Source organism: Ruegeria sp. AB9, from assembly GCF_056542585.1.
Genome location: NZ_JBQGAA010000014.1, coordinates 1 through 22,189, shown reverse-complemented (window position 1 = coordinate 22,189; position 22,189 = coordinate 1). Strand labels below are relative to the sequence as shown.

General features: G+C 58.1%; 18 protein-coding genes. 10 read left to right on the top strand and 8 right to left on the bottom strand.

The window, feature by feature from the left end; genetic code table 11:
* The first annotated feature begins 75 nt into the window (after window positions 1–75).
* The 8 genes from ACR0K5_RS20495 (at window position 76) to ACR0K5_RS20460 (ending at window position 9,507) form a co-directional block, all read left to right on the top strand.
* Complete coding sequence (locus ACR0K5_RS20495; protein ID WP_480631395.1) at window positions 76–1,944, top strand: HAD-IIIC family phosphatase; 1,869 nt, start codon at window positions 76–78, stop codon at window positions 1,942–1,944.
* Entirely contained in the window at window positions 1,941–2,189 is a 249-nt protein-coding gene (locus ACR0K5_RS20490; protein WP_480631394.1) for an acyl carrier protein, read from the top strand. Before ACR0K5_RS20495 ends, ACR0K5_RS20490 begins: the two co-directional genes overlap by 4 nt.
* Window positions 2,190–2,366: 177 nt before the next feature.
* Window positions 2,367–2,927, top strand: coding sequence for a dTDP-4-dehydrorhamnose 3,5-epimerase (gene rfbC, locus ACR0K5_RS20485; RefSeq protein WP_480631393.1), 561 nt, complete (start codon window positions 2,367–2,369; stop codon window positions 2,925–2,927).
* Window positions 2,924–3,964: a dTDP-glucose 4,6-dehydratase gene (rfbB, locus tag ACR0K5_RS20480; protein ID WP_480631392.1), complete on the top strand. Its 1,041-nt coding sequence runs from the start codon at window positions 2,924–2,926 to the stop codon at window positions 3,962–3,964. Before rfbC ends, rfbB begins: the two co-directional genes overlap by 4 nt.
* Window positions 3,961–4,812, top strand: coding sequence for a dTDP-4-dehydrorhamnose reductase (gene rfbD, locus ACR0K5_RS20475; protein WP_480631391.1), 852 nt, complete (start codon window positions 3,961–3,963; stop codon window positions 4,810–4,812). Before rfbB ends, rfbD begins: the two co-directional genes overlap by 4 nt.
* Window positions 4,809–5,681 (top strand): glucose-1-phosphate thymidylyltransferase RfbA, encoded by an 873-nt coding sequence (gene rfbA, locus ACR0K5_RS20470; RefSeq protein WP_480631390.1) that lies wholly within the window; start codon window positions 4,809–4,811, stop codon window positions 5,679–5,681. Before rfbD ends, rfbA begins: the two co-directional genes overlap by 4 nt.
* A gap of 126 nt (window positions 5,682–5,807) precedes the next feature.
* On the top strand, window positions 5,808–7,799 hold the full coding sequence (locus ACR0K5_RS20465; protein ID WP_480631389.1) for an acyltransferase family protein: 1,992 nt from the start codon (window positions 5,808–5,810) through the stop codon (window positions 7,797–7,799).
* A 244-nt stretch (window positions 7,800–8,043) separates the two neighbouring features.
* Complete coding sequence (locus ACR0K5_RS20460) at window positions 8,044–9,507, top strand: glycosyltransferase family 39 protein (RefSeq protein ID WP_480631388.1); 1,464 nt, start codon at window positions 8,044–8,046, stop codon at window positions 9,505–9,507.
* 99 nt (window positions 9,508–9,606) lie between these two features.
* On the opposite strand, the gene ACR0K5_RS20455 is transcribed toward ACR0K5_RS20460, so the two are convergent.
* Window positions 9,607–10,596 (bottom strand): glycosyltransferase family 2 protein, encoded by a 990-nt coding sequence (locus tag ACR0K5_RS20455; protein ID WP_480631387.1) that lies wholly within the window; start codon window positions 10,594–10,596, stop codon window positions 9,607–9,609.
* Between the two features lie 207 nt (window positions 10,597–10,803).
* Between ACR0K5_RS20455 and ACR0K5_RS20450 the strand changes: the two genes are divergently transcribed.
* On the top strand, window positions 10,804–12,501 hold the full coding sequence (locus tag ACR0K5_RS20450) for a hypothetical protein (protein ID WP_480631386.1): 1,698 nt from the start codon (window positions 10,804–10,806) through the stop codon (window positions 12,499–12,501).
* Here ACR0K5_RS20450 and ACR0K5_RS20445 read toward each other — a convergent pair.
* The 7 genes from ACR0K5_RS20445 to ACR0K5_RS20415 all read right to left on the bottom strand — a co-directional run bounded on the left by ACR0K5_RS20445 (window position 12,469) and on the right by ACR0K5_RS20415 (window position 19,924).
* Complete coding sequence (locus ACR0K5_RS20445; protein ID WP_480631385.1) at window positions 12,469–12,873, bottom strand: GtrA family protein; 405 nt, start codon at window positions 12,871–12,873, stop codon at window positions 12,469–12,471. The two genes, ACR0K5_RS20450 and ACR0K5_RS20445, sit on opposite strands and share 33 nt — an antisense overlap.
* A 104-nt stretch (window positions 12,874–12,977) precedes the next feature.
* Entirely contained in the window at window positions 12,978–14,240 is a 1,263-nt protein-coding gene (locus ACR0K5_RS20440) for a right-handed parallel beta-helix repeat-containing protein (protein WP_480631384.1), read from the bottom strand.
* A gap of 96 nt (window positions 14,241–14,336) precedes the next feature.
* On the bottom strand, window positions 14,337–15,899 hold the full coding sequence (locus ACR0K5_RS20435) for a carbamoyltransferase C-terminal domain-containing protein (protein WP_480631383.1): 1,563 nt from the start codon (window positions 15,897–15,899) through the stop codon (window positions 14,337–14,339).
* Window positions 15,900–15,908: 9 nt separating this feature from the next.
* On the bottom strand, window positions 15,909–17,450 hold the full coding sequence (locus ACR0K5_RS20430; protein WP_480631382.1) for an alginate O-acetyltransferase AlgX-related protein: 1,542 nt from the start codon (window positions 17,448–17,450) through the stop codon (window positions 15,909–15,911).
* A gap of 59 nt (window positions 17,451–17,509) precedes the next feature.
* Window positions 17,510–19,351: a carbamoyltransferase family protein gene (locus ACR0K5_RS20425; RefSeq protein WP_480631381.1), complete on the bottom strand. Its 1,842-nt coding sequence runs from the start codon at window positions 19,349–19,351 to the stop codon at window positions 17,510–17,512.
* Between the two features lie 9 nt (window positions 19,352–19,360).
* Window positions 19,361–19,510, bottom strand: a complete 150-nt coding sequence (locus tag ACR0K5_RS20420) for a DUF5989 family protein (protein WP_480631380.1) — start codon at window positions 19,508–19,510, stop codon at window positions 19,361–19,363.
* 9 nt (window positions 19,511–19,519) lie between these two features.
* Window positions 19,520–19,924, bottom strand: a complete 405-nt coding sequence (locus ACR0K5_RS20415) for an SxtJ family membrane protein (protein WP_480631379.1) — start codon at window positions 19,922–19,924, stop codon at window positions 19,520–19,522.
* 815 nt (window positions 19,925–20,739) lie between these two features.
* On the opposite strand from ACR0K5_RS20415, the gene ACR0K5_RS20410 reads away from it, so the two are divergent.
* On the top strand, window positions 20,740–22,189 hold a 1,450-nt coding region (locus ACR0K5_RS20410), incomplete at its 3' end, for a right-handed parallel beta-helix repeat-containing protein (RefSeq protein WP_480631378.1).

The window sequence follows — 22,189 nt, the reverse complement described above, 5'->3', positions numbered from 1 at the left end:
AAGAGAATAAGATACCGATACTATTGCGATTACTTATATTGGGTGAACAGGTACCCTGATTTTGGGGGTGGGTAAGTGGTTTTAGATGTTAAGGCCGGGCATACATATCCCGGCGCAGATGTTGCCAACGATACGGCGCGGACACAGGTTCTGGGCGCGCTGCGTGCAACTGAATCCATCCAGGATTACCTTTCTTTGTGCCGCAAATGGCGCAAGATCGACCGGGCCACCGGCGATGACGGGCGCAATGAATTGCGCATCGCGCTTCTGAGCGGCGCGACGACCGATTTTCTTGAGCTGCCTCTGCGCGCCGAGCTTGACAGCTTTGGCCTGCGCACCCGCATTCACCGCCCAGATTTCAACACCCATGTTGCCGAGCTTCTGGACCCTGCAAGCGCGACGGTCGGCTTCGCACCGCAGATCGCGGTTCTGCTGCTTGGGCCGTCCGACATCACGGACTGGCCTGCTGTGGGCGATACCGAGGCGGATGTGGCGATGCTGGCCAACCGGTTTGTCGATCTGTGGCTGAACAGTCTCTGTGCAACGTTCAATCGCGAAACCAGCGCTGACATCATACTCGGCAACCTGCATCTGCCGCCGACATCCGCGACCGGTCATCTCAGCCGCCGTCTTCCCTGGGACCGAACCAGCTTCGTGCGGCGGATCAATCAGCTTTTGGCGGAACGGGCCCCGAAATTTGTCCACATACTGGACGTGGAACTTCTGTCTGCCCGCCACGGGGTTCAGCGCTGGTTCGACCCCCGCTTCTGGTATCACGCCAAGCAACCGGTGTCGTTCGACTGCATGATCCCGCTGGTGCGCGACACGGCGGGGATCATCGCGGCCATCTACGGCAAGACCTCGAAATGTATCGTGCTTGATCTCGACAATACGCTGTGGGGCGGCGTTGTCGGGGATGACGGGGTGAACGGCATCAAGGTTGGTCAGGGAAGTGCCGAAGGCGAGGCGTTCCTGGCGTTTCAGAATTACCTGCTGGAGCTCAAGGCGCGGGGCATCCTGCTTGCCGTGGCCTCAAAAAACGAAGAGGCCAACGCGCGCGCACCGTTCGACACGCTGGATGATATGGCGTTGAAATCCGCCGACTTCGTTTCGTTCAAGGCGAACTGGGGGCCCAAGCCCGACAGCATCGCCGCCATCGCAAAAGAGCTGAACATCGGACTCGACGCGATCGTCTTTGTCGATGACAACCCGGCAGAACGTGCCCTGGTGCGGCAGAGCCTGCCGGAGGTGCGCGTGCTGGAACTGGGCGATGATCCTTCAGAATACCCCTATCTTCTCAGCCGGTCGGGCTGGCTTGAGACGATCGAGATCACCAGCGAGGACCGCAAGAAATCCGAACAATACACCGCCAACAGCGCGCGTACGGAACTTGCGGAGAGCGCGGTGGATTATGACAGCTATCTGCGTTCGCTGAACCAGAAAGCCGTGATTCGCCCGTTCGAGCCCGAGCATCTGGACCGGATTACGCAACTCATCAACAAAACCAACCAGTTCAACCTAACCACTCGGCGGATGACACGATCCGAGGTCGAGGCGCTCGCCGCCAGCGACACCGCCCTTACCGCCTATATGAGGTTAAAGGACACTTTTGGTGACAATGGCCTTATCAGTGTGGCCGCCGGAACAGTGGACGGCGATACACTTACTCTCGATCTTTGGCTGATGAGCTGCCGCGTGTTCAAACGGGGCGCTGAATTTGCGATGGCGAATTACCTGATGCAGGAAGCCGCGCGCCGCGGGATTTCGTGTGTCAGGGGCATCTATCGGCCAACGGCAAAGAACGGCCTGGTCGAAACCCTCTATGCCGATCTCAATTTTGAAAAGGGCGGCGTTGCGGAAGATGGCACGACAACATGGGGCCGCACCCTTGCCGGGTTCGAACCGGTTCCCGTCAGCATAGATATAGTGGAGGATTTTGCGTGACCGAAGATGAGGTATGGCAGCGCTTAACGTCGGTCTTTCAGGACGTTTTCGAGGATGACGAGATCACGTTGAGTCCCGAGACCACCGCCGAAGACATTGAGGATTGGGATTCGCTGACGAACATCCAGTTGCTGATCGCCATCGAGAAAGCGTTCCCGGGGCTTGAGTTCAGCACCGGAGAGGTTGCGAACCTGCAGAATGTGGGTGATCTGGTCTCGGCGATCACAAAGCGCGTTACAGCCTGACGCATCCGAAAAGGGCGCGCGATACATTCGGGAACGGATGCCATTCCGCCTGTCCTGCGTGATCAAAGTGTGGGTTGATCTTTGGGTGCAACAGGGGCTCTTCTATTCGTATCCCCTTCATGACAGCCCCCTATTCAGTTGCTATGAACATGTTGTGTTAACACGGGTTTTGAGTACATGCAGATTGAAGATACCGCCTTACCGGGCGTCCTGATCCTGACGCCAAAGCGGTTCGGTGACGAGCGCGGTTTTTTTTCCGAAAGTTGGAACCGAAATACTCTAGCCGCGCACGGGATTACCCTGGATTTCGTGCAGGATAACCATTCGGTTTCGGCCAGTGTTGGCACTTTGCGCGGGATGCATTTCCAGTCGCCGCCCCATGCGCAGGACAAGCTGGTGCGCTGCGGGCAGGGGGCGTTGTTCGATGTGGTGGTCGATATTCGCAAGGGCTCACCCACATACGGACAATGGCTGGGCGTCAATCTGACCGCAGAGAACGGCAAACAGGTTCTGGTGCCCAAGGGGCTTCTGCACGGTTTTGTCACGCGCGCGCCCGACACCGAGATTTGCTACAAATGCACCGATTATTACGCGCCTGATTGCGACGGTGCCGTGCATTGGGGCAGTTGCGGCATCGACTGGGGGCTGACCGGCGACCCGGTACTGTCCGACAAGGATAAGATCGCCCCCGCATTGGCGGATTTCGACAGCCCGTTTGTCTGGGAGGATGCATCGTGAAGCTTCTGGTGACAGGGGGGGCCGGTTTCATCGGCTCGGCCGTGGTGCGGCGGGCAATTGCGGATGGGCATCAGGTGGTCAATCTGGATGCGCTGACCTATGCGGCTTGCCTCGACAATGTGGCCGGGGTGGCAGAACACCCCAGTTATACCTTTTTAGAGGCTGATATTCGGGATCGCGTCGCCATGGATCAAGCCCTGGCCGATCATCGCCCGGACGCGATCATGCACCTGGCGGCGGAAAGCCATGTGGACCGGTCGATCGACGGACCCGGTGCCTTTATCGAGACCAATGTCACCGGAACCTATACGCTGCTCGAGGCGGCGCGCGCCTATTGGGAAGGGCAGGGGCGGCCTGATAGTTTTCGGTTCCACCATATCTCAACCGATGAGGTCTATGGCTCACTGGGACCAACCGGGCAGTTCACCGAAGAAACACCCTATGATCCCCGCTCGCCCTATTCGGCCAGCAAGGCGGCCAGCGACCATCTGGTGCGCGCCTGGGGTGAAACCTATGGCCTGCCGGTGGTGCTGACGAATTGCTCGAACAATTACGGGCCCTATCATTTTCCGGAAAAGCTGATCCCGGTCATGATCCTGAACGCCCTGGCGGGCAAACCGCTGCCGATTTATGGCGACGGCTCTAATGTTAGAGACTGGTTATACGTCGAAGACCATGCCGAGGCGCTGCTGCTGGTGGTGCAGAAAGGCCAGGTCGGGCGCAGCTATAACATCGGTGGTGAAAACGAATGCTCGAACCTGCAACTGGTGCAGACGCTGTGCGGTATTCTGGATCGCCTGCGCCCCGCGGCCACGCCCTATGCCGACCTGATCACCTTCGTTGCCGACCGTCCGGGCCATGATGCGCGCTATGCCATCGATCCGGCCCGCATCCGGGACGAACTGGGCTGGCGGCCCTCGGTCAGCGTCGAAGAGGGGCTGGAGAAAACAGTGCAGTGGTATCTGGACAATGAAAGCTGGTGGCGGGCGCTGCAAAACCGCGAAGGCGTCGGTAAACGGTTGGGCGTGACGGCATGACCTTCCTTGTCTTTGGAAAAACCGGGCAGGTGGCGCGGGAACTGGCCGCTTTGGACGATGTGACCTGTCTGGACCGATCCCAGGCGGATCTGGAACAGCCTGAGACCTGCGTGGCGGCCATCCGCGCCGCAACGCCAACCGCCGTGATCAACACCGCCGCCTATACCGCCGTGGACCGCGCCGAAGAGGAAGAGGTGCTGGCAACCGTCATCAACGGGGATGCACCCGCTGCAATGGCCCGGGAATGCGCCGTCTTGGGTGTCCCTTTCGTCTCTATTTCGACGGATTACGTGTTTGACGGGTCGGGGGACGCCCCCTGGAAGCCTGATGCCCCGACCGGACCGCTGGGGGCCTATGGCCGCTCGAAACTGGTCGGAGAGCAGGGGATCGCGCAGGCGGGCGGCACCTATGGCATCCTGCGGACCTCGTGGGTGGCGTCGGCCCATGGCAGCAACTTCGTCAAGACGATGCGGCGGCTGGGGGGCGAACGGGATCATTTGTCCATCGTGGCGGACCAGATCGGCGGCCCGACCCCGGCGCGGGATATCGCGGCGGCCTGCCTGTCGATGGCGCGCCAACTGGCCGAGGATGCGGATAAGACCGGCATCTACCACTTTGCGGGCGCGCCGGATGTCAGCTGGGCCGGGTTCGCGCGTGCAATTTTCACTGAATTAGACACTGATTGTAAGGTGACGGACATCCCGTCCAGCGATTATCCCACACCTGCGCAGCGACCGTTGAATTCCCGCCTTGATTGCTCCTCACTGGAAACAACTTTTGGCATTAGCCGTCCGGATTGGCGGCAGGGGTTACGTGATATTCTGAGAGATTTGGAAGGCGCATCATGACGACACGCAAAGGCATCATACTTGCGGGCGGATCGGGCACCCGCCTCTATCCGATCACGATGGCCGTGTCGAAGCAGCTACTGCCGCTCTATGACAAGCCGATGATCTATTACCCGCTGTCGGTGCTGATGCTGGCTGGCATTCGAGAGATCTGCGTGATCACAACGCCGCAGGATCAGGACCAGTTCAAGCGCACGTTGGGGGATGGCAGCCAGTGGGGGGTCAGTCTGACCTATGTGGTGCAGCCCAGCCCCGACGGTCTGGCGCAGGCCTTCATTCTGGCCGAAGAGTTCCTGGCGGGCGCACCCGCAGCGCTGGTTCTGGGGGACAACATCTTTTTCGGTCACGGCCTGCCAAAACTGCTGGCCGCAGCGGACAAACAGGCCGAGGGCGGAACGGTGTTCGGCTATCACGTGGCCGATCCCCAACGCTATGGCGTGGTCGCCTTCGATGCGGATGGGCGCGCGAAAGAGATCATCGAAAAACCGTCTGAGCCCCCTTCGAATTACGCGGTGACGGGCCTGTATTTCCTGGACGGCACCGCGCCAGAGCGCGCCAGGCAGGTGAAACCCTCCCCTCGGGGCGAGTTGGAAATCACCGACCTGCTGCAGATGTATCTGGAAAAAGACCAACTTAGGGTCGAAACTATGGGGCGCGGCTATGCCTGGCTGGATACCGGCACCCATGCAAGCCTTTTAGATGCGGGCAATTTCGTGCGGACGCTGGAAGAGCGGCAGGGATTGCAAACCGGCTGCCCGGAAGAGATCGCGTGGCAGTTGGGATGGATCAACGAGGAACAGTTGCGCCAGCGGGCCGAGATGTTCGCCAAGAACGAATACGGTGCCTATCTGGACGGTTTGCTGAAATAAGCGAGCAGGCCCTTGGGCAGGCGCGCGCGAGACTTGCAGTCAGACCCAAAAAATGCACCCTGAAAGCTGATTGACGTAAATTGAAGTGGTGAAAATTTATCGGGTTAATTGTTTTATGTGAACGGTGTGTCGAAAATTTCCTACAGACCGGACATTGACGGGCTTCGCGCTGTCGCCGTCGTTCCCGTTGTCCTGCACCATGCTGGCTTTGCCGCGGTTCCGGGCGGGTTCGTCGGTGTGGACATATTTTTTGTCATCTCCGGTTTTCTGATCACCAGAATTCTGACGCGGGAAATTCGCGACGATCAGTTCTCGTTGCTGTCCTTTTACGAACGCAGGGCCAGACGCATCCTACCGGCGCTTTTTACCGTGCTTGTCGCCTGTCTGGCCGTTGGGTGGTTTCTGCTATTGCCCAGCCAGTACGACGCGCTTGCAAGATCCACAGCGGCAACACTGCTTTTTGTGTCTAACGTTTGGTTTTGGGGCGCGGCGGGGGACTACTTTGGCCGAGGGGTCGAGCTGGCACCGCTGCTTCACACTTGGTCTCTGGCGGTTGAAGAGCAGTTCTATCTTGGATTTCCAATATTGCTGTGGCTGATGACGAAGCAATCGCGCCGCTTTTGGGTCGGCGTGATTACATTGACTTCACTCATATCTCTGGGGTTTTCGATATGGGCGACGACTGCCGCGCCAATTGCCAACTTCTACCTCACGCCGATGCGGGTGTGGGAACTGGGGTTGGGGGCGCTGTTGGCAATAGGGGCTGTTCCGGCGCTCCGTCGCCCGTGGACCGCCGAGGCGATCGGGCTGATCGGCCTGATCATGATTGCTGGCAGCATTGTGCTGATCTCGGAGGATACGCCCTTCCCGGGATTGATGGCCGTGCCGCCCTGCGCCGGTGCCGCGTTTTTGATCTGGGCGGGGATGCACGGCACCTCGGTTGCGGGCAGGCTGCTGGCTTTGCGCCCAGTCGTCTGGATCGGGTTGATCTCTTATTCGCTGTATCTGTGGCATTGGCCGATCCTTGTCGCGGCACGGGTGCAAAACGGCAGTGCGGATCTGCCGGTGATGACAGCACTGGCCTGTGTTTTGCTGTCAGTCCTGCTTGCGGCGGCAAGCCTGTACCTGATCGAGCGGCCCTTCCGCATTCCCGCAGGCAAGGGCGGGTTTTCAAGGAGCCGTATCTTTGCGGGCGCAGGCACCGGGGCGGCGCTTATATTGGGGCTGGCCGTTATACTGGTGGCGAAAGAAGGCGTCCCAAGCCGGGTTCCCGCCGAACTGGCGGCCAAAATGAACAAGTTCAAGGAATCCCACTACCTGATGGATGCCTGCAGACGGTGGGTTGAAGGGGGGGAGCCCTGCAAGATAGGGGCGCCTGTTCAGGCCAATGCAGGCCCCCGTGTTGTCGTGTGGGGGGATTCCCACGCAGGGTCCTTGCTGCCCGGCATCGATTCTTGGCTGAAAGACAACGACATACCGGGGGAAGCCTTTGTTAAATTTGGCTGTCCTGCGCTGCTGGGGGTTCGCCGCGCCGACATGGCCCCCGTTCATGGCTGTGACACCTATAACGAAATGGTGGTGCGCTATATCGAACAACTGCCCGATCTCGAAGCCGTTGTCGTAGCATCGCGTTGGGCTTTGGCGACGGAGGGCGTTCGGGTGTCGGGGGAAGAGGGTAAATCAGCCGTTCTGGCAGCAACTGATGAGCGCCCCACTGGGATTGCGGATAATCCAAGACACGTGGAACAGGGTCTGAAACGGCTTCTTGAGCGGCTAAAAAGTCGTGGCATTGAGGTTCTTATCGTCGGGTCGATCCCAGAGATCGGGTTCAACGTTCCCGACGCCATCGCAGGCAGCGCCGCGTTCGGAACCCGGTTGCGCGTGCCCCCGTCACGGGAAGAGTTTGATCACCGCAACACCCGCTCTTACGCAATTCTGGCGGCAGCCGGTCGGGAGTTCGATGCAGCGCTGGCCCGTCCGGCTGACATTTTATGCGATGAGTTCTGCCGTATCCAACTGGATGGCCGCCCCCTTTACCGCGATGACGATCATCTGAGCGAGTTTGGCGCAAACTGGATTATGCCGGTCCTGCTGGATCAGCATCTATTGCAGAACTGATGCGTGGTGCTTGTACATTGAGGTCGAACTCCCCAACCCTTCAACAACCCGGGTTCTGTGTTGAAAATGTCTGTAATCCAGAGACAGTTCACATCAAAATGCGCTGGCGCCGGTACATTCGTTTCGACGCAGGGCCTGGGAACGGGGATAATCGGGCAGGTTTCAGCGGGCGGCTGTGCCCGGCCCGCGCAAGGTCAGGATTGGTTTGGTGCCCGGAGATGCGAGTGTGATCGGAGAATCTGACATGACCCTGCCATCCCCCGCGATTGGCCGCAATGATCTGGCAATTCTTCTGTTCATTCTGCTGCTCGCTGCGGTGCTGCGGACTGCGGGGCTGAACACACCGCTTTGGTATGATGAGATCTGGACCGTCGACACGCATGTTCGCCTGCCCTGGGGCGACATGATGCGCGAATACTCGATGAACCATCATTACTTCTTCAGCATGAAGGCCAAGCTGTTCTCGCAGATTTTCGGGGAGGAAGCCTGGGCCTATCGTTTCCCGGCGGTATTATTCGGCGTCGGCACGGTCGCCGCGATTTGGTGGCTGGCGAAAGAGGTCGCCAATACCAGGATTGCGCATATCTCCGCTCTGCTTGTGGCCCTGTCCTACCATCAGGTCTGGTTTTCACAGAACGCGCGTGGATATACCGAACTTGCTTTCTGGAGTGTGCTTGGCCTCATCTTCTTTTTGCGGGGTATGCGCTGCCCAACGATGGGAACTTGGATCGCCTTCGGACTGACCGCTGCTGCCGCTGTTTTCACGCATCTGACCGGCGCGTTTTTCTTTGTTGCGCTGGGGCTTGTCTGGCTGATCTCGCTGGTGACCGGGTTTGGGCGGGACGGCTTAAGCCGCGAATGGGTGCTGCAGCCGCTGATCGGCGTTGCCATCGCGCTGGTTCTGACCTTTTTGGTCTATCTGCCGATTTTGCCCAGTCTTCTGGACACCATGGGTGAGATTTCAGCGACATCCGCCGTCGACAAGATGCAGGTGTATCAAAACCCGGTCTGGACCATGGTCGAGGGGTTGCGAACCACAATCGGAAACACCGGCTTCCTGACGCAGATCGCGGCTGTCGCCGGGCTGGTAACCCTTGTCTTTGGCGCAATAGGGATGCATTCGGCGCAGCCGCTGTTTTTCGTGTCTATTGCGATGCATATCGCGGTGACGCTGGTCATCCTCATGTCGCTTGATATGCGGATCTGGCCGCGGTTCTTCTTTGTCGATATCGGTCCGGTCATCGTTCTGATCGTTGTCGGCTGCGGATATGGGGCTGGTCTGGTGGCGCGGCTGTTCAGACGGCCGCAGCTCGGTCAGGTGCTGTTTGCCATAGGTGTTCTGGCAATGGTTGTCGCGTCCCTGTTTCTGGTGCAGCGCAATTATGATGCCCCGAAACAGGACCTGGCCGGGGCTTTCGCTTTTGTGGAAGAAACGCGCGGGCCGTCCGAACGTATCTATGCCATCAATCCCGGCGGTCCGGTTTTCGAAAGCCATTTCGGCGCGGATTGGACAACTATCGGTGATGCGGATGCTTACGCTCGGGCGGTGGCCCAGCCCGGCCCCGTGGCGCTGGTGGTCTTGTTTCCGAACCGGATGTTCCGTGTCATTCCAAGGCTGGAGACGGATGTCGAGGGACAACTGGAATTTGTACGCGCCTTTGCTGGCACGCTTGGAGACGGGCGGGTTCTTGTCTTTCGGCGCAAGTGAATCGGATTGGGTGGGCAGTGTTCAAATTATGAACAATCCGCTCAAAAACAACCGATTGAAGTAAATTCACATCTTCTGCCGGGGCATCTTTCAAAAGGTCTATTTGTCCTGCGTCAGGCCCAGGCTGCTTTCCACGATATAAAGCGGGCGTTTTCGTGACTCCTCATAAAGGCGTCCCAGATATTCCCCGATCACGCCCAGTACGATGAGTTGCAGGCCGCCGATCAGCAAAACCGCGACCATCAGCGAGGCATAGCCCGGAACATCAATACCGTAGATCAACGTCCGCACGATCAGAAAGATGCCGTAAAATATTGCTCCGATGGCGGTGAGCATTCCGATATAGCCGGCGATCCGCAGCGGGACCGTGCTGAACCCTGTGATCCCGTCCAGTGCGAAATTCCACAGCCGCCAGTAGTTGAACTTGGTTTCTCCGGCAATGCGCTCGGGCCGGTCATAATAGACTTCGGCGTGGCTGAACCCGACCCAGGCAAAAAGCCCCTTCATAAAGCGGTTGCGTTCCCGCAACCGACCGACTGCGCCAACGACGCGCCTGTCCATAAGGCGGAAATCCCCGGTGTTGGCAGGGATGCTCACGCCGGATAACCGATTGATTGTCCGGTAGAATTTCGCTGCCGACCAGCGCTTCAGGACGGTGTCTGTGTCACGATTGCGCCGGACGCCATAAACCACGTCATACCCTTCGCGCCACTTTTTCAGAAACTCTGCGATCAGTTCGGGCGGATCCTGCAGATCCGCGTCAATCGGAACAACGGCCGCGCCCGAGGTGGCATCCAGCCCGGCCGTCAGCGCCACTTCTTTTCCGAAATTGCGCGAGAAATTCAGTACCTTGATCCGACCGTCGCGGTCATGCGCCTTGGCCAGCACTTTGGCGGTGCCGTCTGTGCTGCCGTCATTGACGCAGATGATTTCATAGCTTTCGCCCATTTTTTCCATTGCCTCCCCAAGGCGCTGGAACAGGGCGGGCAGGGCGTCTTCCTCGTTGAACATGGGCACGACGAGGCTCAGCGTCGGCGTCGCCGGGTCGGCGGCTGTGGCTGCCCGCGACTGGGGGGTGGGTATGTTCATGTTCAGCGGCACCGTGGCAAATGTCTTGTTTCATATCTTTGGCAATAAATGATCATGGTTTGGCGACAGGTTCAAAGAATTCGGCGAAGAGCCGGGTATTTTTTGTTTTTCAGTGATACTCTTAGCCCAACCGGTTCCGGCGCGGTCCGGCCCGGAACCCGAGAAGAATTGAGGCTCAGTTCCAGCAGAGCAGGGAGAAACAAGTCAGTGCACAGCAATGTCTGGATCGGGCTCACTGCGCTGGCGGCCTTGGCTGTCAGCCTGTTGATCTTTGCGGTGATTGGCACGCCGGTGGGGCATTCCTACGGCTTCAACATGAGCTGGACGGTGGCCTTTGCAGACGCGCTGAGCGGCGGCACGATTTACCCGCGGTTCCTGCCTGCCCTTTGGGATGGGGGCGGGGGGCTCGACTTTTTCTTTTACGCACCGCTTCCGTTCTACATCGCCGCTGGCCCGGCCCAGTGGCTTTGCCCGGGGTGTAGCCCGCAGGTGCTGTTTGGGCTGTCCGGCGGGTTCCTATGTTGGCTGTCAGGTGTGACGTTCTGGATCTTTGGCCGACAGTTTCTACCCCCAAAGCCCGCATTGGCGGCGGCCTTCGTGTGGGCGTTGGCCCCCTATCATGTGAGCATCGACTGGGTGGTCCGTCAGGCGGCGGGTGAGTTTGCAGCCTATGTTTTTGTGCCCCTTGTTGCGCATGGGGTGCTTGTGGCCCTGCGTGACCACCGCCCGGTCTGGTCCTTGCCGGTTGGGCTTGCGGGGCTTGGCCTCAGCCATCTGCCGACCCTGCTTCTGGTCGTGCACGTGATGGTCGTTATCGTCGTCGCGTGGGTTTTGATCCATCGCACCCGCTTTGTGCGATCCCTTGTCCTGCTGGCGGTCATGGGGATTGTGGGGATCGCCCTGTCCGCATTCTATTGGTTGCCAGCTATTATATTGCTTGGGGATGTGTCGCCCGAAGGCCTTTATACAAAGGAGCTCATTCCCGAAAGCTGGTACCTGATCGGGGCGGATGTCCTGCCCGACAGCATGTATAAGCTTGCCCTTCTGATATGCCAGTTGACCGCCGCCGCCGTGGCCGGGCTGGCCGTCGTGATGACGCAGGGAGAGACCAGAAGAAACCTGATCATCTGGGCGCTGGTGCCCGCAATTCTTGTCCTCCTGCTCAACAGTTCACTCTCGCGGGTTCTGTGGGAGAACTGGATTATCGCCAAGGTTCAGTTCCCCTACCGGTTGACGGTGATCTCCGATCTGGCGCTTGCTCTTTCGATTGGCGCGCTCAGCATGGCCTTCGCTCGAGATCAGCGTTCGCGCCGGATTTCGTGGGTCGGTATTGGGGGGCTGGTGATTTCTTTCCTTGCTGTCGGGGTGCTGCTGCCGGACCGCATTACCAAAGGCATTGCCGCGCGCGGGCAACCGATTGCGATGATTGGCGCGCCGGAATATCTGCCGCCACCGGTGTTTGACCCGCTTGCCGAAGACGTCAAAGCCGAAGGGCAGCCGATCTGGCGATTGTCGCGGCATATGCTGGAGCTTGTGACAGAAATCGAAGCTGCGGGGTCCGGTTTCATCCAGCCTGTTCAGGAGGCCCCGCGCCAATGGGTCGTTCGCATTGAAGACCCGGGGCAACCGGAAACGCCGCTGCGCGTTGCGTTGATGTATTGGTCACATCTGGAGGCCGAGACCACAGATGGAACCCCGCTGACACTCTCCCCGGACCCGGAAACCGGCTTTGTCACATTTGCCCCGACAGACGCGGATGTCAGGATCACCCTCCCGCGACACTGGAGCGAATGGGTTGGCGCGCTTCTGGCCGGGTTCGGCCTGATTGCGGCGGTCTTTGTTCTATACCGGGCGCGCAGGAACGAGCCGGACCTAACCCGATTTGCGGAATACCCAGAGGGTTGAAATCACATAGTTGGCGACAAAGGATACGCCAATCGCCACCAGCAGGATGAACCAGAAGGGCAGGGCGGTGACATAACCAAGTCCCGCGACTACAGCGAGCCGCACGACCAGCGAGGAGACCACTGCTAGAAAGTACTTCACGTATCCCCGGACCGAGATCGTACTCTGGCTGGTATGTTCGTAGCTGACGATATTGTGCCCGCAATAATTGATGATCGAGCCGAGGACAAAGCCACAGGTCGATGCGAGGACAGGCGGTGTAAGCAGAGCCACAGTCAGCAGCAGCGCCAGCAGGTAATCTGCGCTTGTGCCCAGGACGCTGATGCTGAGGAACCTGAAAAACAGGCCTTTGTCTTTAAGGTCCGAGATCATGACAGGACCGCAGGACGATGTTCGGTGGCAAGGCGGGGAAAGCTGTTATATAGTTGGTTTTTAAAGGTAATCATTTCACTCAGCACAACTTAGATTCAGGCGTCTCAACGCCGTGTCGGGTAATTTTTTACAAGTGTGGAACCGGCATTCAGGCGATCGACCTCGCTGCCGGGGCGCACCCCGTATTCATGAAAGCCATTGGCGGCTCCGGTCGCATAATAGATGAATTCCCGGTCATAGTAGCCGGGCCTTGATGGGGACTGGTCCTGAACGAAGGCATTATTGAGCACCGCCCAGTCTTTTTGGTTCTGATATCCGTTGATCGCGCTGACAACATTTTGTTCGATCACGACATAGGTTGAGGATGAGACATTGATCCGTGGGATCGTGACCTTGCCGTCATTCGGCTGACGCACCCGGATGATCGAATTTTTGCGGATGGAAAGGTTGTCTGCTCCGTGAACCGAAATGCCATGCAGATGCGCGTTGTAGATCACATTGTTTTCGATCAGGACATTCTTGTGCCGCAAAAGCGGGTCATTTGTATTCTTCCCGCTTTTGCCCATGAAAATCGTTTGGGTATAATCTCCGGCCCCGATGTCGAAGATATTGTCCCGGATCACGATGTTTGAACTGCCCCGGTTCGAGGTCCGCATAAGCTGGATCATGTCCCGGTGGTCGCGGCTGTTGCCACCCCGGAACGTGTGGAACCGGTTGTACTCGATAACCAGATCATCCATTCCGCTAAAGGCCATTCCATCGGCCCGGATGTCGTAAAACTGATTTCGGCTGAGCGTCAGATATGTCGAGTGAATTCCGGTCAGCGCCTTCCACCATTTTCGAAAGGTGCTGTTTGCAATGGTGACTTTGGAACTGTCCATGATCAGCAAACCACGGCCATGTCCGATGCCCGCGTTGTAATCCCCGTCAAACGTGGAGTTGGTGATGGTGATGTTGTGGCTGTTGCCAATGCTGAAGAAATTGGTGCGGTGTTTTTCGCCAGCCGAGTAGGAATAGTCGAACACCAGCCCATCCAGCGCAAGATTGCCGACGCCCTTCAGGCGCAGCTCTGTAAAGCAGGCGGGTGAGTTGGGGTCTGCGGACCGGATCACGACAGGGGTTTTAAAGGCCTGCCTGACGATCAAAGCGCCATAATTTCCGCCAGCCAGCACGATAGTTTCGCCGCCGCTGGCCGTGCCGAGCGCCCGCGAGAGGCCCTGTGCGTCATGGATGATCTGACTGTTCTGGGGTGCCGATGCGGCTTTCACCCCATTGCAGGCCGGGGCCGCAAGCAACGGTGTTGCCGGTGCCATCAACAGAAGAATGGAGCAAAACAAGAGGCCAACAGAGATGTATGTGCGTCGCATGGGCGGTTGCTCTTCATAACATTGGCGGCAGGAAAACATTACGGGCATGCAAAAGCCTTGTCTATGACGGCACCTTCACCAGCCCGCGAGCGCCTTTTAGAACCGGTAAAACGATCTGCCGGCGACGAAACCGTCAAGCCCGACAGTGCGCGCGAATTTATACAGATCACTCGTTTTGTTGATGAAGCCCGAGCGTTTGAAGTTCAGCGACGTGTTGCACAGGACGCCGACGCCGCTGGTCGCTTTGAATTCAGTCAGCAGGTCATACAGCATCGCATTCTGGTCTTTTGTCACGGTCTGCACCCGGGCTGATCCATCCACGTGACTGACGGCCTTAAGCCTTGGGTCGGTCACCTGCTGAAAATGCAGCATGTGTGGCGAGGGGCTTGACCAGTCGAAATGTTTCGACACGTCGTCCTCAAGACAAACGGGGGACACCGGCGCGGGGCCCGCGCGGCCTTTGATCCGGTTCACCCGGTCGCGTGTTTCGGTCGAAAAAGGTGCCGCAAGGATTGATCGGTTTCCCAGCGCCCGCGGGCCGATTTCGCAATTCCCCATGACCCAGCCGAGGACCATTCCGTCCTGCAATGCGGCGGCGACTTCGCTTAAGTTCAACTCGCGGCTGGTGACACCTTCCATCTCGACCCGGTCGTCGTTGAAAGGCTGGCCTGCATATACTGTCCAGTCCAGCTTGGCCCGCCCCGTGAAATGGCGCATGGCATCGACCGCCGTGCCGATTGCACAGCCTGAATCATTGGTGCAGGGGGGGATAAAGACATCGCGGAACAGGCCGCTGTCGCGCCAGCGCGTGTTCCAGCGATAGTTCAGCCCGCATTCCCCGGAAATCAGCAGCGGGTAGCGCTTGGTCAGATTGGCCTTGGCGAAGTCATGGAAGCGGGAAAAGACCGCGTCGGAATATTTGGCTGCAAGGTTGTGGAACCTTGGGGAGGCGACGCCGATGTTGTGGTAGGGCGAGTCTCTGAATGTCTCCTTGTTCAGGAAACCGGACTCTGCGCTGTTGTTTAAAAGCGCGTCAATCAAACCCTTGGCATCGTCATCAGTGGCGGTTGCGTCCCCATGGGCGCTGGCGGATTGCAGTTTGCTGGAAAAGTCCTTTGCCAGTGTCTTGCCCGGTCCCGAAAAAGCGGGGTCCGCAAGCGCGTAGAGAAAGGAAAACCGGCGTCCGGGCGCGGCCAGCACCCGCCCCTTGTGATGTATCTTCAGATCGCGGTCGATTTCATAGAAATCGCCCAGCTCATCTTCCCAGACCAGCACATAACACGGCTCACCCTGTTCGAAGGGCGACATCGCATAGGTCGCCCAGATAAGCGAGCGTTCATGTGAGGAGGAATAATAATCCAGCCGTTTGCCAAAGAAGTTTTTTGTCCCGACAATGGCCGCGCTTTCGTCGATACCGAAACTTCCGGCCCCCGATATGACCGTATGGCTTTCGCCTGGCGTCGACCAGCCGCTCAGCGCTAGAACGTCCGGCAGTTCGTTGAACCATAGCCCGGCGTCCAGCAGCGTATTCGGGTCGATGGGCGAGTTTCGGGGCAGGCTGTCTTTCTCGGCTTCATAGGAAAACATCAGCTGCTGATTGGGTGCGTCAACGCCTGCAACTGCCCCATCATGCCCGGATTTGAAGGAAAGAATTTTCATACCAGCACCCTAATCCAACCAGCCTTTCGTCGTCAGGTGATCAAGGACCGTCCGCGCGACGATCTGATGCCCCTCGGGGGTCCAATGCTCATCATCCAGAAAGTAGACCAATGTCCCGTCAGCGGCGGCTTGCTGCAAGGCAGGCGTTAAATCCATGTAGTTTACGCCGTTCTCACCCGCCCATGCCTGAAGCTCGGTTGCCAGTTCCAAAGGCACCCAATCCTGCACGATGCTGTCATCGGGAAAGGCCAGCAGATCGCGGTAGACATCTATTTTCATCGGAATATGCGCGACCAGAAGTGTCCCGCCGTTTTCCCGAACCAGCGCATCCCCCTGTGCCAAGAGGTCCTTCAGATAGGGCAGGCGCGCCTCGGCCCGTTCAGGCGGGCCATAGTCGAAATACATGGCCGTTTCATCGGACCACGCCGCGTCAGGGAAATTGCCGGACCGGGTCCGCGCATAGTTGTCCTGCTGCAGGTTGCGGGCTGCCAGCGAACTCCACGAGGCCAGGCTGGACGACAGGCTGCCAAAGAACGACCGCTCGCTGAACCGGGCCGGTCCGGCGGAGGCCGCGCTGCGGGCTACAAACTTGTCATGGCTGATCGGGAAGTAGGGCAGATCGTTGCCTTCAAACAGAAACCAGACCACCACCTTGGGCGAATACCCTTCCAGATAATGCAGCATCGCGCTTAGCCCGTGGTAAAGCGAGTAGTCGCTTTGGGCGAGGCTTATGGCCGTATAATCCGAGCTGGCCATGATCTGCTCGGTGACGGTCGCATCCTGGCCGACTTTGTACCCTTCGATAAAGCTGTCGCCGACAAGCAGCAGATCGGGGTTTGCGATTGGGGTGCTGTTGCGGAAACCGTTCTGATCATAGGTATAGTCCGCCTCGTACAGGCGGTTCGTCTGTGCCCCCAGCGTTAACACGGAATCCCCCGGCCGAACCTCGCTGTACTGGTCGTTTGGGGGGCGATGAAAAAAGCCACCCGGTTCGTAGATCCGGTTGTGGGGACCGGTCAGACCAACCCCTTTGGGGATAAAGACCTGCCGGTAGTCGATGATGCCGGTCAGGGCGGGCAGTTCGATCAGCAGGGCAACAAATCCAAATGCCGCAACGCTTAGGGCAACGTTCTGGGCGATGTCCCGGCGCTGGTCAGTCCGGGTTGTGAAAACATAGGCCAGCAGCGCCGCCATGCTGAGCAGGAGGTTGAGGTAAAAGCTCTGCGGCAGATAGACCAGAAAGAAATGCTCAAAGCTTTCGGTGGGCTGGCGCGTCGCTGCCCAGACATAAAGAACAAAGCCAAGCAGGATCAGACCCAGCCACAGGCGCTGACGCCCGAGGTTCAGAAAAGACAGCCCTGCAGTTCCCAGCAGAATCTGAATCCCGATGATCGCGTAGATGATCAACTCGGAATCTATCTGCCCGTCCGAGGCGACCAATGCCTGCACCGACCATTTGTTGAAAACCACACCCGCAGCCACCAGGAGAACCCCAAGCAGCTTCCGGTAGTCGAATTTGGATCGGGCGAGCATCATTTCTGTCTCATGCATCGAAATCAGGCGGACACTTGTTGAACGCGCCGGGACCAACGCGATGAGAGATGCCAGCGCTAGTCAAGCTCGAACGCTTCTTTGTAATCCTGTTTCAGCGCTTCGTCCTGATCGGGTTTCCGCAAAACGCAGCGACCGGCAACCAGCATGTCCAGATCCGTGCCCATGAAACAGCGGAATGCATCTTCGGGCGTGCATACGATCGGCTCTCCCCGGACGTTAAAGGAGGTATTTACCAGAACCGGGCACCCGGTGCGCTGTTTGAATTCGGAAATCAGCGCGTGGTACAGCGGGTTGGTCTCGGCATGCACGGTCTGCACGCGGGCGGAATAGTCGACATGCGTCACCGCCGGAATGTCCGAGCGTACAACGTTCAGCTTGTCGATCCCGAAAAGCTGCGTTTCCTCGGCCGTCATCGCGCGGCGCAGCTTTTCCTGCACATCCGCAACCAGCAGCATATACGGGCTGTCATAATCCAGCTCGAACCAGTCATTTACATCTTCGCGCAGGACCGATGGGGCGAAGGGGCGGAAGCTTTCGCGGTATTTCACCTTGAGGTTCAGCGTCTTTTGCATCGACGGGGACCGCGGATCGCCGATGATCGACCGGCCCCCAAGCGCACGGGGTCCAAATTCCATCCGGCCCTGGAACCAGCCAAGCGCCTTGCCGTCGACCAGCGCCGCTGCCGCCTCGGCGATCATGGCGTCGGTCTCGAATGTCTCGTATTTTGCACCGATGGCGGTCAGGCGCTGTTCAATGTCATCCTGCGCAAACTCCGGACCCAGATAAGATCCTTTCATCTTGTCCGAGGCGCTGTCGCTTTGACGCTCGTTCTGCAGTTCCGTGTGCCAGGCGGCCAAAGCGGTCCCGACCGCACCGCCGGCATCCCCGGCGGCAGGCTGCACCCAGATATCCTTGAACGCGCCGTCGCGCAGGATATGACCGTTGGCGACGCAATTCAGCGCCACCCCTCCGGCCATGCACAGATTGTCGATGCCATATTCCTGCGCGGCCGAGCGGGTCAGCCGCAGAACGATCTCTTCGGTGACGGCCTGAACCGAGGCCGCGATGTCCATGTGAAACTGGGTCAGCGGGTCTTTTTCCGGCTGCCGCACAGGTTCGCCAAACAGGTCCGCGAACTTTTGGTTGGTCATGGTCAGGCCAACGGCATAGTTGAAATACTGCATGTCCAGCCTGAAGGACCCGTCTTCCTTCAGGTCGACCAGGTGCTCGAGGATGACATCCTTGAAGCGGGGCGTGCCGTAGGGGGCCAGCCCCATGACCTTGTATTCACCGCTATTGACCTTGAAGCCCGTGTAATAGGTGAACGCGGAATAGAGCAGGCCGATCGAATGCGGGAAATGGATTTCCTTTTCGATCTTCAACTCTCGCCCGCGCCCGATGGCCAGGGTCGTCGTCGCCCATTCGCCGACACCATCCAGCGTCAGCACCACCGCCTCTTCAAAAGGCGAGGGGAAGAACGCGCTGGCGGCGTGGCTGAAATGATGCTCGCTGAACATCAACCGGTCGCCGGGGCGGAACTCGGGGTCGTGGCGGCGCAGCTCGCGGGCCAGCAGGTCTTTCTGAAACAGCTTCTCACGCAGCCAGACCGGCATCGCCATCCGAAAGGATTTCAACCCGCGCGGAGCGTAAGAGACATATGTTTCCAGCAGACGCTCGAACTTCAGGAACGGCTTGTCGTAAAAGGCGATGTGATCGACATCGCCAATTTTAAGTCCGGCCTCGGCCAAAACGTATTCGATTGCATGAAACGGATAGCCCGCATCATGCTTCTTGCGCGTAAAACGTTCTTCCTGCGCGGCGGCAACCAAAGTGCCGTCGACAACAATGGCCGCGGCGCTGTCGTGATAGAATGCGGAGATTCCGAGAATTGCGGTCACGGTTCGAACCTAAAACAGAGTATAGATGAACGGGGCGATGGCCGACCCCTGGCTGAGCACGATCAGCCCACCGAAAATCACCATCATGATGAGGATCGGAAGCAGCCAGAATTTCTTTCGAATTCTGAGAAATTGCCACATTTCTGCGAGAAACGACATCCGACACTCCTAGAATTGATTTTTCATTGGGCCCACATTTTCCGTGCGCTCAATCCAATATGTATTCGTATCTTTGTTTAGTTTTTGCCTTAAAAGATCTTTGCCCAAAGCGCGCATGATCAGCCCGGTTGGCGTCACGGTCAGGAAGTAGACCAAAGCCATAACGATGGGGGCAACAATCGCGCCTAGAAGCAGGCCGAACTTTGTCCACAGGCGGTTTGCCCCCGACAGCAGCGATGGGCGCAGCAGGGTGATCAGCACAAACGCGGCCGCGATCGCAAGCGCCCAGTACCGCAGATTCCCGCTATGGATCAGCGGCCAAAGACCAATGATGGTGAAGACAGCGGCAAAAACAAATCCAAAGTTGCGGTTGCTGCCACCCTGGACTTCGTGGCGTGCCTCAATATCGATCATAATAAGATCATCTCATTCGGATAACTCTAAGAACTCATACGCTGCCCTGTACAACCAGTCAGGGAAACCAACATTAGTAATTTATACACCCAGGCTGTGGCATTGTCGCAAATTTTTTTGGCAAATGAACGCAATTCACAGGTTTCAAGGTACAGCCGCCATTTTTTCGATCCGTTTGTGCAGGAAAATCGGGCTTATTGTCGTGAGAAGGGAAACAAATGGGGCGGGGCTCTAGGATTGGTCTGATCTTGCGGTTTTAGAGTTTTCTGACAGAGCGAAGTGCACATACGCGCCCGCTTCCCCGGGGCGCGATTGTTTTCGATGATCAGCCTGTGCCGTCCCGATGCCTGTCGACGCAATGAGTGGCGGCGTAGAGAATCCTAGTTGTGTTCCACTGCCCGGTTTCACCCCGTCAAAACTCCTTATTAGTATCGATGTGAGGCTACATGGCGCGCGCAGCAAGAGTTTCCGGGGGGGTGACGTAGCGGAACCCAGCAACTCATTGCCGATGCCCGGCGTAAATACGCGAGGACACGCCTGAATTATGGCGATTTGGTGTCCATTGTTGCGATGGGGGAATCAATTAGGCAAATCCTCTGGCAACCGCTAAGGGAAATGGAACAATTCCCGGTATCGAGTATCGAGTTCACTCGGAAATGAAGGCAATGGGGCAGAATTGTCCCAATACAGGCAACAGTTTCCAAACATAGCCATATTCCGGCCAATCTGTCGCCCTTGTGCGACTGTTCCATCCGTCCTGGGTGAGCGGGATCTTCTGCGCTTTGGGTAAGCGCGTTTGGAAACACAGGTGAAAGATGTCGAAGACCATCACAGTAACTTCCGCAGCAGAGCTGAACCAGGCTCTGTCGCAGGTATCGGGGGGTGAAACCATCCTCCTTGCAGCAGGCGATTATGGCGCGCTGAATCTCGGGGCCAGCTACGCGTCAACCGTCACGATCAAATCGGCGGACGCGAACGCGCCGGCCACAATCTCGTCGATGTATCTGAACGGTGCGTCGAATATCACGTTCGAGGATATGAACTTCGACTATACTTTTGGCGGTGAGGCCAAAAGCTATAAGCCCTTCCAGATTCACAACAGCTCGAACATCACCATCGACAACTCCACGTTCTCGGGCGACTGGGCCTCGGGCGTTTCGGCGACGGATGATGGCTATGGATGGGGCATGGGCCTGCTGGTCCGCACCAGTTCTGATGTGACCATCTCGAACAACGAGTTTTTTGACTGGCTCAAGGGGATGAATATCGGGTCCAGCAGCAATGTGGCGGTCACGGGCAATGACATACATTCGATCCGCTCGGACGGTATGTATGTTGACGGCGTTCAGGGCGTTGTCATTGAAGGCAACTACATCCATGATTTTGAGCGTTCGCTGAATTCCGGGGACCACGGCGACTTCATTCAGTTTTCCAAACTGTTGGGCCCCAGCAGTGACATCACGATCCGCAACAACGTCATCGACATGGGATCCGGGGATTGGGCCCAGTCGATCTTTATGGGAAGCGGTCACTCGGATCCCGGTGACCCGGCCATGTTCTACACGAATGTGCTGATCGAAGATAACATGATCTACAATGCACATACGCATGGCATCTCGGTGGCGGGTGCAAAGGACTTGACAATCGCGAACAACACCGTGCTGGCGGTGCCCGGCGCTTTGACCGGCGGCGTATCGGTTCCAAAGGTTTTCGTGTCCGGCGGTTCGCAGGATGTCACGATCCAGCAGAACGTCGTGTCCGCCATATCCGGATATAGCGGGCAGTCGGACTGGAACGTTACAGACAACGCTTTGGTCAAGCCCCAAGACTATGACAGCGTGTTCACCTATCACGCGACGGGTGCGAAGGACGGATACAACCAGTTTGTCGTCAAACCGGGCAGCATCATCGATAACCTGAATGCGGGTTCGGATCTGGCACAGCAGTTCCCGTTCTCTTACGACAACTGGGTTGGGTCTGCTTCTACCGGAGGGAACAACCAGAACACCCAGCCGGACAGCGGGACGACCCAACCGGACAGCGGGACAACCCAGCCGGACAGCGGGACAACCCAGCCGGACAGCGGGACGACCCAACCGGACAGCGGGACAACCCAGCCGGACAGCGGGACAACCCAACCGGACAGCGGGACAACCCAACCGGACAGCGGGACAACCCAACCGGACAGCGGGACAACCCAGCCGGACAGCGGGACAACCCAGCCGGACAGCGGGACGACCCAACCGGACAGCGGGACAACCCAAC